This is a genomic window from Parasphingorhabdus sp. (assembly GCF_039982395.1).
Classification (GTDB): domain Bacteria; phylum Pseudomonadota; class Alphaproteobacteria; order Sphingomonadales; family Sphingomonadaceae; genus Parasphingorhabdus.
Genome location: NZ_JBDWYO010000003.1, coordinates 525,310 through 538,243, shown reverse-complemented (window position 1 = coordinate 538,243; position 12,934 = coordinate 525,310). Strand labels below are relative to the sequence as shown.

The 12,934-nt window shown below is 55.9% G+C and carries 12 protein-coding genes; 5 read left to right on the top strand and 7 right to left on the bottom strand.

Annotation, left to right across the window (positions count from 1 at the left end; all coding sequences use genetic code 11):
• Positions 1 to 3: 3 nt before the first annotated feature.
• The 4 genes from ABJV08_RS09130 to ABJV08_RS09115 all read left to right on the top strand — a co-directional run bounded on the left by ABJV08_RS09130 (position 4) and on the right by ABJV08_RS09115 (position 4,229).
• The gene (locus tag ABJV08_RS09130) at positions 4 to 1,863 is read left to right on the top strand and encodes a ferrous iron transporter B (protein WP_348052559.1); all 1,860 of its coding nucleotides are present in this window, start codon (positions 4 to 6) and stop codon (positions 1,861 to 1,863) included.
• Positions 1,864 to 1,908: 45 nt separating this feature from the next.
• A complete protein-coding gene (gene ssb / locus ABJV08_RS09125; RefSeq protein WP_348041180.1) occupies positions 1,909 to 2,442 on the top strand; it encodes a single-stranded DNA-binding protein in 534 nt (177 codons plus the stop codon).
• A gap of 74 nt (positions 2,443 to 2,516) precedes the next feature.
• Entirely contained in the window at positions 2,517 to 3,485 is a 969-nt protein-coding gene (locus tag ABJV08_RS09120) for a M28 family peptidase (RefSeq protein WP_348041178.1), read from the top strand.
• Between the two features lie 15 nt (positions 3,486 to 3,500).
• Entirely contained in the window at positions 3,501 to 4,229 is a 729-nt protein-coding gene (locus ABJV08_RS09115; RefSeq protein ID WP_348041176.1) for a class I SAM-dependent methyltransferase, read from the top strand.
• Here the strand turns inward: ABJV08_RS09115 and ABJV08_RS09110 are convergent.
• The 5 genes from ABJV08_RS09110 to ABJV08_RS09090 form a co-directional block, all read right to left on the bottom strand.
• A complete protein-coding gene (locus ABJV08_RS09110) occupies positions 4,226 to 4,687 on the bottom strand; it encodes a DUF3237 domain-containing protein (RefSeq protein ID WP_348041174.1) in 462 nt (153 codons plus the stop codon). The two genes, ABJV08_RS09115 and ABJV08_RS09110, sit on opposite strands and share 4 nt — an antisense overlap.
• Before the next feature lie 42 nt (positions 4,688 to 4,729).
• On the bottom strand, positions 4,730 to 5,809 hold the full coding sequence (gene ribA, locus ABJV08_RS09105; protein WP_348041172.1) for a GTP cyclohydrolase II: 1,080 nt from the start codon (positions 5,807 to 5,809) through the stop codon (positions 4,730 to 4,732).
• Entirely contained in the window at positions 5,806 to 6,600 is a 795-nt protein-coding gene (xth, locus tag ABJV08_RS09100) for an exodeoxyribonuclease III (protein WP_348041170.1), read from the bottom strand. Before xth ends, ribA begins: the two co-directional genes overlap by 4 nt.
• Before the next feature lie 289 nt (positions 6,601 to 6,889).
• Positions 6,890 to 7,519 carry an outer membrane lipoprotein carrier protein LolA gene (locus ABJV08_RS09095; RefSeq protein WP_348041168.1) on the bottom strand — a complete coding sequence of 210 codons (630 nt, stop codon included), beginning with the start codon at positions 7,517 to 7,519 and terminating at the stop codon, positions 6,890 to 6,892.
• Positions 7,520 to 7,600: 81 nt separating this feature from the next.
• On the bottom strand, positions 7,601 to 9,916 hold the full coding sequence (locus tag ABJV08_RS09090; RefSeq protein ID WP_348041289.1) for a DNA translocase FtsK 4TM domain-containing protein: 2,316 nt from the start codon (positions 9,914 to 9,916) through the stop codon (positions 7,601 to 7,603).
• 173 nt (positions 9,917 to 10,089) lie between these two features.
• Here ABJV08_RS09090 and ABJV08_RS09085 point away from each other — a divergent pair, with 173 nt between their 5' ends.
• Entirely contained in the window at positions 10,090 to 11,322 is a 1,233-nt protein-coding gene (locus tag ABJV08_RS09085; RefSeq protein ID WP_348041166.1) for a UbiH/UbiF/VisC/COQ6 family ubiquinone biosynthesis hydroxylase, read from the top strand.
• Here the strand turns inward: ABJV08_RS09085 and ABJV08_RS09080 are convergent.
• Both ABJV08_RS09080 and ABJV08_RS09075 read right to left on the bottom strand, forming a co-directional pair.
• A complete protein-coding gene (locus ABJV08_RS09080; protein WP_348041164.1) occupies positions 11,319 to 12,086 on the bottom strand; it encodes an SDR family NAD(P)-dependent oxidoreductase in 768 nt (255 codons plus the stop codon). The genes ABJV08_RS09085 and ABJV08_RS09080 overlap by 4 nt on opposite strands.
• Before the next feature lie 66 nt (positions 12,087 to 12,152).
• Complete coding sequence (locus ABJV08_RS09075) at positions 12,153 to 12,833, bottom strand: OmpA family protein (RefSeq protein WP_348041162.1); 681 nt, start codon at positions 12,831 to 12,833, stop codon at positions 12,153 to 12,155.
• Positions 12,834 to 12,934 lie beyond the last annotated feature (101 nt).

Here is a 12,934-nt window from a genome sequence, read left to right as displayed (position 1 = left end):
TTGATGACCAAAGCTGCTCCCCTCATTGTCCTCGCGGGCAACCCCAATTCAGGCAAAAGTGCGCTGTTCAATGCGCTGACCGGCGCGCGTCAGAAAATTGCCAACTATCCGGGTGTCACGGTCGAACGTAAATCCGGGGGCTTTGATCTGGCCGATGGTCGCCCTGCAGAACTGGTTGATTTGCCGGGCAGTTACAGCCTTGATCCAACCAGCCCGGACGAAGAAGTCACGCGTAGCGTTATCATGGGATTGCAGGAGGGCGAGCGAAAGCCCGATGCGATCATTCTGGTGCTCGACGCGGCCAATCTTGACAACCATTTGCGCTTTGCGCTGGAAGTGATCGCGCTTGGCCAGCCAGTGATCGTGGCGCTGAATATGATGGACCTTGCCGAGCGGGACGGGTTGGTTCTGGATCCGGCGAAGCTGGAAGCCGCTTTGGGTGTGCCTGTGCTTCCAACGGTCGCGGTGCGCCGGCGCGGTCTGGACGCATTGTCTACAGCATTGGAGAGCCGCCTGCAGCAGAGCACACCAGCGGTTGAACCCGTGGTTGGCAAATTGCGGGATCACGGTTTGCGCAAGCAGGCCAAGCAGATTGCCAATCAGGCGATTGTTTCGGAAACCGCTGGCCGGCGATGGTCGGAGCGGGCGGACGGTCTTTTCCTGCACCCCTTTATCGGTCCGGTGATTCTGTTCGCCATTCTGTTTGTCATGTTTCAGGCCGTCTTTGCATGGTCCGAGGCGCCGATCGGGTGGATCGAAAGTGCGGGCGAATGGGCCGCTGCTGCGGTTGAAACCAATATGGCCCCAGGCTTCTTGCGCGATTTTATCATCGAAGGCGCCATTGGCGGCGTTGGATCCGTCGTGGTCTTCCTGCCACAGATTTTGATCTTGTTCCTGTTCATTCTCATCCTAGAAGCCAGCGGCTATATGACCCGCGCGGCTTTCATCATGGACCGGATGATGGCCAGTGTCGGGCTGTCCGGACGGAGCTTCATTCCGCTCCTGTCATCCTTTGCCTGCGCCATTCCGGGGATCATGGCGACGCGCAGCATTTCTGATCCGAGAGACCGGTTGACCACCATATTGGTCGCCCCTTTGATGACCTGTGCCGCTCGACTTCCGGTCTATGCGATCATCATCGGCGCGTTCATTCCGCCGACCGCAGTCGGTCCCGGCATCGGTCTGCAAGGGCTGGTATTGTTCGGCCTATATGTGTTTGGCATTGTCGGCGCGATGATTGTCGCTCTGGTGTTGCGGTCGACGGTGACCAAAGGGCCCAATAGCGGTTTCCTAATGGAAATGCCGAAATATCAGCTACCGCGTCCGCGCGACTTGCTGATCGGTCTTTGGCAACGCGCGTGGATTTTCCTGCGCCGCGCCGGGACGATTATCTTTGCCGCCACCGTGGTCTTGTGGCTTTTGCTTACCTTTCCCAAGGTACCGGAAGACAGCGCAATGAGTCAGGTTGACTATAGCGCGGCCGGACGGATCACCAATGTCATCGCGCCGATCGTCAAGCCAATTGGCTTTGATCGCGATATCGCGCTGGCCCTGATCCCGGCGATGGCGGCACGGGAAGTTGCTGTAGCAGCGCTGGCCACCACCTATGCGATTGATGCACCGGATGAAGAGGCCGAAGCAAAGTCCCTGACCGAGCGCTTGCAAAGCCGCTGGTCGCTGCCAACAGCACTGGCGTTTCTCGCCTGGTTTGTCTTCGCGCCGCAATGTATCTCCACCATCGCCGTTACCCGCCGCGAAACCAATGGCTGGAAGTGGCCGACCTTCATGCTCGTGTATCTTTTTGTACTCGCTTATGGTGCAGCCGGTATTACATATTGGAGTGCCGTCGCCCTCGGTCTATAGAGTCTTCAAGAATCGATAATCAGTCTAGTTTTTGGGGAATTTGAAATGGCCGGCGGCATCAACAAAGTTATCATTGTAGGCAATCTGGGTAAGGATCCGGAAGTACGGACCTTCGCCAATGGCGGCAAAGTCTGCAATTTCAGCGTGGCCACCAGCGAAAGCTGGAAAGACAAGCAAAGCGGCGAACGTAAGGAAAAGACCGAGTGGCACAATATCTCGATCTATAATGAAGGTCTCGCCGGGGTTGCCGAACGCTATCTGAAAAAAGGCAGCAAAGTCTATCTCGAAGGCAAGTTGCAAACCCGCAAATGGCAGGACCAGTCCGGCAATGACCGCTATTCGACTGATGTCGTGTTGCAGGGCTTCGACGCAAAAATGGAAATGCTCGACAGCCGTCAAGGCGGCGGTGGCGGCCAAGGTGGCGGCGGTTCCAATGACGGCTGGGGCGGAGGTCAAGGCGGCGGCGCACCATCCGGTGGTGGCGGCAACGACAGCTGGGGCCAAACCGGCGGCGGCTCAGGCGGTGGTCAGGGTGGCGGCGCTTTTGACAGCGACCTTGATGACGACGTGCCGTTCTAGGGCATTTCCCGGCAATGAAACTTTTCATCAATGAGTTTCTAGCAAAAAATCGAACCAATTTGTTTGCGGCCTTAATGGTCGCGGCGATTTTCGCTATCCCGGTTTTAGGTTTGATATGGCTGACGTCTGTGCCGGGCAGTTCCTATCGCGGGGCATTGCCGGAGCTTTCGTCAGGGGAAAATCTTGTTTCGCGCAATCTAGCCAAACATGTCTCCACCATCGGTGCAAAACCTCATAATATTGAGCATCTCGGGAATTTGAACGCAGCGGCTTCCTATATCGAATCCGAATTGAGATCCTTGGGCTACGATGTGGTGGAACAACCGTTTGAAGTTGACGGTACCATTGTTAAAAATATTGAGGTTGTAATTGATCCTGCAGAGAGTGACGCCCAGACTCTCGTGCTGGGCGCACATTATGACAGCTATGGACGAGCGCCCGGTGCCAATGACAATGGCAGTGGGGCTGCTGCTGCGCTAGAATTAGCCAGATTGCTGAAGAATCTCGATGGCAAGAGTCGGTTGCGCATTCGAATCGCTTTCTTCGTCAACGAGGAGCCTCCCTATTTTAAAACTGCGGATATGGGCAGCGCGGTCTACGCCAAAGCTTTAGCGGCCACAGATGAAAACGTTATGGGTATGATGTCGTTGGAAACTATGGGCCATTATAGCGACAGAGCCGGCAGTCAGAAATATCCGTTTCCGCTAAACCTTCTCTATCCCAATCAAGGAAATTTCATTGCCTTTGTCGGCGACACGTCCGCGCGATCCTTTGTGCGCAAGACGATAGAGGATTTTAGACAGACGACAAAGTTTCCGAGTGAAGGCGGCACAGCGCCGGCCTCTTTGCAAGGAATTGACTGGTCGGATCATAGATCGTTCAGTGCGCTGGGAATTCCCGCGTTCATGGTAACCGATACTGCAGCCTTTAGATATCCTCACTACCACGCACGAACCGATACACCGGACAAGGTGGATGCCGAGAAACTGGCGAGAGTGGTGTCGGGTTTGTCAGGAATAGTGCGTGCCTGGAGCCAGCCTTAACGCTAAGCTGCTTATGTGAGCGCGCTCTACGACAAGATTGGCGTTGGTTATGCAAACCTCCGCAAACCGGACATCAGGATCGCGCGCGCGATCCATGACGCGCTTGGTGATGCCAAGTCTGTTTTGAATGTGGGAGCTGGAACCGGTTCTTATGAACCTGATGACCGCGCGGTTACGGCCTTGGAACCATCGGCAGAAATGATCCGTCAACGGCCGCCGGGCTCTGCGAAGGCCTATCAGGGCTGTGCGGAAGATATGCCCTTTGCCGATGATCAGTTTGACGCCGCGATGGCGGTGCTGACAGTGCACCATTGGTCCGATCTTCAGGCAGGGCTTCTGGAGATGCGCCGGGTCACCAAAGGCCCGATGGTGATATTGACCTTTGATCCGGCGTCCCCCTATTTCTGGCTAGCGGACTATATTCTGGAGATCATTGAACTGGACCAGCCGATCATGCCAAAGCTGGGCGCGTTTGACCGGATATTGGGTGAAACCGAAGTCGAGATCATTCCGGTACCGCGCGATTGTACAGACGGCTTTCTGGGTGCCTATTGGCAACGCCCGCACGCGTATCTAGACCCGCGCGTCCGTTCGGCGATATCGACTTTTGCAAAGATCGACACGTTCGACGGTGCCCTGACAAAATTGGAGCAGGACCTGGCTTCTGGTGCCTGGCACGAACGCTATGGGCATTTGATGGAACAGGAGACTCTGGACGTCGGCTATCGTCTGGTGGTTGCTTAGCCGATTGCGAAGATCGAATAAACCGGGCCGCCTGCGGTTTGCTCTCCGGTTCCGGCTGCAACAACGTCGTTGAGCCAGAGATAGTTTTCCGCGCCAGACTCGAACTTCGCCGTCATCGCCAAGGAATATTCATCTGGTTTCAGCAGGTCACCCTTGGCAAGCTTGGCCATGGCTTCCGGTTTGGCCAGAAAGCGGCCTTGATAGTTGAGATAGATCATTGCCCCATCATCCGTTTTGAGGGGCAAGCGCACATCAATTTCCATCACGCCATCGGGCCGGTTGATCACCCAGTCCGCGCCGGGCAGGACCTTGCCGTTCAGCCGTTCGCCGGAAAAGCTACCGCCGGAGACCGGGGCAATACGCCGCAAACCGGCTGGTGTTTGACCCATGACCAGCATGCCCGCGAAGTCGACCGTCAAGGACATGTCTATCAGATGTTCGTGCTTGAGAACTGTCATGGAAATATCTTTTCTGTTGGTCCAGCGGGCTCGCGCCAAATGCTATAATTTGTGTCCGGTCCGGTCGCGCTTGGTATCGAGGTAGAATTCATTGTGCGGATTGGCGGCAATCTTGACCGGCAAGCGTTCTTCAACGGTTACGCCGGATGCTTCCAACCCTTCCACTTTTTCCGGATTGTTGGTCAGCAATTTGATCGTCGGCACGTTGAGCAATGACAGCATTCGTGCCGCGATGGAGAAATCCCGAGCGTCGATGGCAAAGCCCAGGCGCTGGTTTGCATCGACCGTGTCAAAGCCCTGATCCTGCAAGGCATAAGCGCGCAATTTGTTGATCAGGCCAATGCCGCGACCTTCTTGACGCAGATAGAGGAGCACGCCCCAGGTCGCTTCGCCCATCTGTCCTAGCGCCGCGTGCAATTGCGGTCCGCAGTCGCATTTCAGGCTGCCGAGGACGTCGCCGGTCAGGCATTCGCTGTGCAGGCGTACGATCGGGGTGCTGCTATCACGCTTGCCGACGACCAAGGCGATATGATCGGTCGCGTCGGCATCACTGCGGAATCCATAGATATGCGCTTCGGCGTTGGCAGCGACCGGGAGCCTGGCCTGGGCGCTGATGATCAGCGCATTGGCATCGGCATAGTCTGTCGCATCACCGGCTTGCACAATATCTTCCGCTGCATCGACAATGAGGAAAGCAGGAAGCAACCCACCCTGACGCGCGAACTCCATCGCCGCAGTGGCGGCTTGCGGGTTGGTCAGTGGTTCGCTGCGAAAGGGCCCCTTCATCGGATGGCGCATGTCGAGCACGGGATCGACGATGGCGATAATCTCGGCCGCGGTCACAGGTGCGGGCAGGCTGATCTGGATCGGCAGATTGGGATCGGCGGCTGCAAACTGGTTGAGCAATTTGAGGGTTGCCGCGCGGCTGGCGGAGATCAGCAGCGAGATTGCTCCGGTCGAGGGGAGAATCTCCTCTAGATTGCCGGTTTCCACCGGCAACAGGTTCAGCCGCGCGCCGTCGGTTTCGACGCCAATTGGCCAGCCCCGTCTCAGCGCGTCAATCGCGCGTGCTGCCCGGCGGGCCGCCGCCTTCCGGTCACCATCAAGAGGCGTTGTGTTCAAAATTCGAATTCCGTGATCAGGGGTGCGTGGTCCGACGGTTTGCCCCAGCTGCGCGCGTCTTCCAGCACGACATGACTGACCGCTTTGTCGGCCAGTTCCGGGCTGACCCAGACATGGTCGAGACGGCGACCTTTGTCCGATGCTCTCCAGTCCTTGGCGCGATAGCTCCACCAGGTGAAAAGCCGTTCGGGATCGGGAATAAGTTTGCGTCCGATATCGACCCAGCCATGCGCATCGCGAAGCTTGTACAGATGATCGATCTCGATCTGGGTGTGACTAACCACTTTGACCAGTGCTTTGTGGTTCCAGACATCGGCTTCCAGCGGTGCGACGTTGAAGTCTCCCATCAGGACTGTCGGTTCCTTCAAATTCTCTGACCATTCGGTCATCCGGCCGAAGAAATCGAGCTTCTGGCCAAATTTTGGATTCACTTCGCGGTCGGCCACTTCTCCGCCGGCGGGAATATAGACATTTTCGATGCGGACACCATTTTGCAGGACGGCACCGACATGGCGGGCTTCGCCATTATTCTGCCAGTCAAACCGTTCGTCCTTGTGCAAAGGAATACGGCTGATGATCGCAACGCCATGGTGCATGGGCTGTCCGTGCAATGCCATGTGATTATAGCCGAGGCGGCGAAACATGCCCTCTGGGAATTGCTCGTCACGAACCTTGGTTTCCTGGAGACACAGAACATCGGGTGCTTCTTCGGTGAGAAAGCGTTCGACGATGTCGATGCGGGCGCGGACGCTGTTAATGTTCCAGCTGACGACTTTAAGGGTATCACTCATGCGGAGTCTACTAGCCACGCTCGCACAGAAACCCAAGCCCAAAGGCGATAGGGGCATTCGGTTTTTTGCTGGATGGAGAAAGTAAAACCCCCACCTCCGGGGGCATTAAGGAGGTGGGGGTTAACTTGCGTTCGTCACGCACAGGATGGGTCGAAACATCGTTGGTCAGGTAACAGGGGGAAGACCTGACCGTCTCTTCTCATCCTGTAGACGGTTATACTCTGGTGTTTCTGTCGCGAGTATGAACGAAACGAACATGCTGTTCTGCTGAACGGCAGCCCGTCTCGGTTCATCGCTTGCCGCGGCGTTTCTTGCGCGGGTCGGTCCAGTTAAAGCGACTGTTGGCGATCGGAGCCCCGAATTTCTGATTCGAAAGCCGGATAGATGTCCGGTTGTTTTTCGAATCGAGCGATACCCATCCATCGAGACTCAGCCCGCCTGGCGCACCGGCCTTTTTGCTAAAAACCATTGTAATGACGCCATATTCCGGTCGTTTCGGGTCACTGACTTCGACGCTCAGCACCGCCGGATTGCGAGTCGGAATGATTTTCCCATATTTCGACAGATCTCGTTCCGGATTGAGCAACGCTGCAAGCGGGCTGTTGCGGATCGGCCAGCGCTGGACCTGATTGACCTCATAGTCGATCAGCGTCAGGGCTTTTCCATCCCCCACGATCAACATTTTGGCGTCTTTTTGATATTGAAACCGAATCCGGCCGGGCTGTTTTATGATGAGATTTCCGGTCAGCATCTGGCCGCTCCGGCTGGACTGACTGAAATTTGCGGTCATGGTCGACATGGCGCGCAAATGGGTCGAGATTTTGGCAAGATTGTCAGCAGGGCTTTGTTGGGCTGTGGCCGGCAGACTTGCGGTCAGGGCCAACGGCGCGGCGATCAATGCAAGACCATATTTCAACATTACAAAAACTCCAGATTATCTAGCCATTTGCCTAGCCCATGGCGATTGAACCGAGGCTTAATCACTCTGTCAGCATTGAGACTAGAGCGGTTCACCGCTTTGATCGCGCAGCACTTCGCGGCGACCGATATGGTTGGGCGCGCTGATGAATTCATCTTCTTCCATCCGGTCGATAATCCGGGCGGCGGTGTTATAGCCGATCCGCAACTGTCGTTGCAGCCAGCTGGTGGACACTTTCTGACTTTCGAAAACAATCTGGCAGGCTTGCGTATATTGGCGATCTTCCTTGCTGTCGCTCAGATCTGCGCCATCCAGGGCAAAGCTGCCATCTGCCGGTTCTTCGGTAACAGCCTGAATATAATCAGGGGCGCCTTGCGACCGCCAGTGATCGGCAACGCGCCGCACTTCGTCATCCGATACAAAAGGTCCGTGGACGCGGGTCAATTGCTTGCCGCCGGGCATATAAAGCATATCGCCCTTGCCGAGCAGCTGTTCTGCGCCTTGTTCGCCCAAAATCGTCCGGGAATCGATTTTCGAGGTTACGTGAAAGCTGATCCGGGTTGGCAGGTTGGCTTTGATGACGCCGGTGATGACATCGACCGAGGGACGCTGGGTGGCCATGATCAGGTGAATGCCCGCAGCCCGCGCCTTCTGAGCGAGGCGCTGGATGAGGAATTCAACTTCCTTGCCAGCGGTCATCATCAGGTCGGCAAGCTCGTCAACGATGATCACAATCTGCGGCAGAACCTCATAGTCCAGTTGCTCTTCTTCATAAATCGGGCGCGAGGTTTCCGGGTCATAGCCGGTTTGGACGCGGCGTCCGAGCGGCTGGCCCTTGGCTTTTGCGCCCTTTACCTTCTCGTTATAATTGGCCAGATTCCGCACCGAGATGGACGACATCATACGGTAGCGTTCTTCCATCTGTTCCACAGCCCATTTCAGCGCGCGAATGGCCTTGGTCGGCTCCGTCACAACCGGTGACAAGAGATGGGGAATATCGTCATAAGTGCTGAGTTCCAGCATCTTCGGATCGATCATGATCATTTTGCACTCGGTTGGCGTAAGCCGATAGAGCAGTGACAAAATCATGCAGTTCAAGCCGACCGATTTACCGGAGCCGGTGGTGCCTGCGACCAACAGATGTGGCATCGGTGCCAGATCGGCGATGACCGGATCGCCGGAAATATTCTTGCCCAAGATGATCGGAAGTTTGCCGGTCTGCTCTGCGAAGCTGTCGCTACCGACCATTTCGTGCAGCACAACCATTTCGCGATTGGTGTTGGGAAGTTCGATGCCCATGACGGTCCGGCCGGGGATAGCAGCGACACGGGCCGACAATGCCGACATATTGCGGGCAATATCTTCCGCCAGTTGGATCACGCGGCTGGCCTTGATGCCCGGGGCCGGTTCCAATTCATACATGGTGACAACAGGGCCGGGGCGAACCGCGTTGATCGTGCCTTTGACGTGAAAGTCGTCGAGTACGGACTCCAGCAAGCGTGCGTTGCGTTCCAGCCCGGCCTTGTCGATAACATTGTTGTTTTGCTCAGGCGCGGGCGTCAGCAGATCAAGCGAAGGCAATACATAGGGTCCGAAAAAGTCTCCCTGCTTGGCTTTGCCGGTACTGGCTTTCTTCGGTGGCAACGCGCGGTCGCTGATTTCCGGTGGTGGCCGGTTGTCCGGTTGCACCGATTTGCGCGGTGCAGGGTCTTTCTTTGGCTTGGCAGTGGCCGCAGGTTCGGGCTCGATGACCAAAGCATCTTCTTTTTCTTTCAGGCCGAACGGGTTTTTGACCGCTGGAATTTTGAGGGACGTGCCGGACAATAGCGGTTTGTCGAGCCGCAGGCTGGAATAGCCGAGGACCAGGCCACCGGTCAGAGTCAAAGCGATGATTATGCCAGAGATAAGGCCGCTCCAGCTGGCCGATATAGCGTTGAGGGCCGCGCCGGTTCCATTGGCCAGCAGCATCCCGGCAAGCCCGCCCAGGCCAGAGGGCAATTCCATTTCGGGTTCGGGAACCCAGAGCGCCAAAGCGATGCCAATCAGCAAGGTGGCGACCAGACACCAAAGCAATTGCTTTTTCCAGTCGGGCTGGGGAATATCCCGCCACAGGCGGTTTGCCATCACCAGCAGTAGTGGCAGAAACAGGATCACGGGCAGGCCGATTGTCAGTAACAATAGATCGGATAGATAAGAGCCAAAGACCCCCATCCAGTTGTTATCCACGCTGCCTGCGGATGTGCTGAACGATGGATCGCTGGGAGAATAGCTGAGCAAGGCCAAGGCGATAAATATGGTCGCCAGAAATATCGCTATGGCTCCGATAAGCGCACCGCTGCGCAATAGGCTGAGGCGCATGATCTCGCGCCAGTTTGCTTCATTGGCTTTTTCCGCCATCATATACTCCCGTGCGTCACCCCAGCCTAGGGCGAGCATTAACTATCTGCTCCTTTGCGCGAATCGGGGACTCGCCGTCAAGTTTCTTGGCGTTATTTTACTGGATTTGCCTTTCTTTCCATGTAGCGGATGCCTACCTATAGCCTATATTATGGCTCTGAAAGGCGGTCTCCGTGGCAATCGATTCTGGAAATAGTGATATCATCATATTGGGTGCGGGCATGATTGGCCTGACTCAGGCGCTGACGCTGGCTGCTCATGGATTGAAGGTTGCGATTATCGATCGGGCCGATCCGGTTGATCTGCTCAACCCCCAAAATGATGCCCGGGTTTCTGCCATCAACAGCGCTAGCTGGAATATGTTCGAGGCGATCGGATTGACCGACAAATTGAGGCCGCATGGTTGTGACATTGAAAAGATCTTGGTCAACGACGGTCTAAAGCCCGGGACTCTCGACTTTGTGCCGGCCGAAGATGAAGGCCCGATGGGCATCATGGTGGAAAATGCTGTGCTGCGCCGCTTGTTGTTTGAAGCCGTTCAGGCCCATGATGGCATCGCGCTGCACATGACGTCGCAAGTCGCATCCTGTGATCGCCAAGAGCATCAGGTCGAAATCATGCTCGATGACGGACAACAGCTTGCGGCTCCGCTTCTGATCGCAGCCGATGGCAGGGGTAGCCGGATGCGCGAGGAAGCCGGGATCATCATGGCGCACTGGCAATATGATCACAATGCGATCGTCTGCAAAATTGCGCATGAAAAACCGCATGGCAATGCTGCCTATGAACTGTTCTTCCCGTCGGGACCTTTCGCGATATTGCCGATGCTTGACGATGCCGAGGGCAAACACCGATCGGCAGTTGTGTGGACGGTCTCACGGAAAGACGGACCCGCCTTTGCCAATATCAACAAGCGTGCGTTCGTGGCTGAAATGATGAAAAAGACTGGTGGCTTTCTTGGTGAAATTGAGCTGCTCACCGACCGACCGACCTATCCTTTGGGTTTTCACCACAGTTCCCATCTGACCGCTGACCGTCTGGTGCTCATCGGGGATGCGGGCCATGGTATCCATCCGATTGCGGGGCAGGGGCTTAATCTGGGCTTGCGGGATGTGGCCGCGCTGACCGAATGTCTCGTCGAAGGCGCGCGGACCGGCCTTGATCTCGGTGATTCACAAATTCTTGCACGCTATGATCGCTGGCGCAGTCTCGACAATATGATGGTGTCTGCCGCGACCGATATTTTGACGCGCCTATTTGGTTTGCCGGGCGAAACCTCTTCAAAAATCCGTCGCATGGGTATCGGATTGGTTCAGCGCATACCGCCGCTCAAGGCCAAATTCATGGCCGAAGCAAAAGGCGAGACCGGTGATTTGCCAAAGCTGCTCAAGGGCGAACTGGTCTAGCGGGATCCCTGACCATCATCGATTTTGATGACTGTTCCCGTTACCGCGTCCGAAGACGGCGACACCAGAAACAAAAGGGTGCTATCCATCTGCTCCGGCTGACCCAACCGCTTGCGCGGGAAATGGACAGAGAAATCTCCCGACCGCTCTAGCATGCCATCCATCATGTCGGTGGCAAAGGCGCCGGGCGCGATCCCGTTCACGTTGATGTGGAATTTGGCCCATTCTACTGCCAGCGTTTCTGTCACTCTTACGAGACCGGCTTTGGTGGTGGAATATAGCGCCGCGCCATTGCCGTCATAACGTGTCGCCGCGATGGAAGAAATGTTGACGATCCGACCCGGCATTTTCTTTTCGATCAGCGGGCGGGCAAATTCGTTCGAGAGAATGAAAGCGCTTCGTAGATTTGTATCGAAGACATCATCGATCAGTTCGATCGACATTTTCGTAGCGCGCTCTGCATCCACAATCCCGGCGTTGTTCACCAATATATCCGGCTGGCCCAGCGCATCGGCTACCGTCGGTACGATGGCTTTGAGTTGGTCCGCATCCCGGACGTCTAACGCAAAGGCTTGCGCTTCTCCGCCATCGGCCTGGATCTGGGCGACCAACGCGTCCAACCTGTCTTTGCGACGAGCGGTGCAGGCGACTTTGGCACCGCAGGCGGCCAGAATTTTTGCGAAACGGGACCCGAGACCGGCTGAGGCGCCGGTAACAATGGCCGTACGACCTTTAAGGTCTAGCGAAAAATTGGGTGTGGTCATGAAAGGGCATCCTCTTCAAATTTTGTCGAGGATGCCCGCAATCATAGGATTAGCGCAAGCGCTATATTAGTTATTCAGGTCGCTTTGGGCGATCGGAACGATCTTGATTTCCACACGGCGGTTGGCTGAGCGGCCTTCCTCGGTGCTGTTGCTCGCAATCGGTTGGCTTTCGCCAAAGCCCTTTGTGGCCAGGCGTGCGCGTTGGACGCCGCTATTAGCGAGGAAATTGGCAACCGATTCAGCCCGTCGTTCGGATAAAGACTGGTTATAGGTGTCGCTGCCCGTGCTGTCGGTATGGCCGAGCACATCAACATAGCTTTTCTCATAGCTAGAGAGCGTGTTGGCAACGTCGCCGAGCGTGGCTTGAAAAGCGGGCGATATAGCGCTGCTGTTGACTGGGAATGTCACGTTGGATGGCATGTTGAGGATCAGATTGTCGCCTTCGCGGTTTACATCGATACCGGTGCCCGCCGTCTGTTCGCGCAATTTCTTCTCTTGCTCATCCATATAATAGCCGATGCCCGCTCCAGCGAGACCACCAAGGCCTGCACCCACGATTTTGGCGGTGCGATCATTGCGTCCGCCAAGAATATCACCGAGCAGATAGCCGCCGACGACGCCGCCTAGGCCGCCAATGGCGCTTTTTGAAATGGTCCGGTTTCCGGTTTCAGGATTGGTTACGCAACCACTTGTTAGTGCGAGAGCGCTTAGCGAAACGGCCGTAAATATTGATCTGTTCATCCGCATTTTCTTTTCCCTTATTGGTTGTTTTTGTTGATCAGCTCTAAGCCCCGCCGACCAGAAAGACGCAAATACCGCAGGATAAATGAATGGCAACTGACAGCAAA

Coding starts and splice junctions, on each gene's coding strand:
- ABJV08_RS09130 (WP_348052559.1), top strand. CDS start 4: ATGACCAAAGCTGCTCCCCTCATTGTCCTCGCGGGCAACCCCAATTCA.
- ssb (WP_348041180.1), top strand. CDS start 1,909: ATGGCCGGCGGCATCAACAAAGTTATCATTGTAGGCAATCTGGGTAAG.
- ABJV08_RS09120 (WP_348041178.1), top strand. CDS start 2,517: ATGGTCGCGGCGATTTTCGCTATCCCGGTTTTAGGTTTGATATGGCTG.
- ABJV08_RS09110 (WP_348041174.1), bottom strand. CDS start 4,687: ATGACAGTTCTCAAGCACGAACATCTGATAGACATGTCCTTGACGGTC.
- xth (WP_348041170.1), bottom strand. CDS start 6,600: ATGAGTGATACCCTTAAAGTCGTCAGCTGGAACATTAACAGCGTCCGC.
- ABJV08_RS09095 (WP_348041168.1), bottom strand. CDS start 7,519: ATGTTGAAATATGGTCTTGCATTGATCGCCGCGCCGTTGGCCCTGACC.
- ABJV08_RS09090 (WP_348041289.1), bottom strand. CDS start 9,916: ATGGCGGAAAAAGCCAATGAAGCAAACTGGCGCGAGATCATGCGCCTC.
- ABJV08_RS09080 (WP_348041164.1), bottom strand. CDS start 12,086: ATGACCACACCCAATTTTTCGCTAGACCTTAAAGGTCGTACGGCCATT.
- ABJV08_RS09075 (WP_348041162.1), bottom strand. CDS start 12,833: ATGCGGATGAACAGATCAATATTTACGGCCGTTTCGCTAAGCGCTCTC.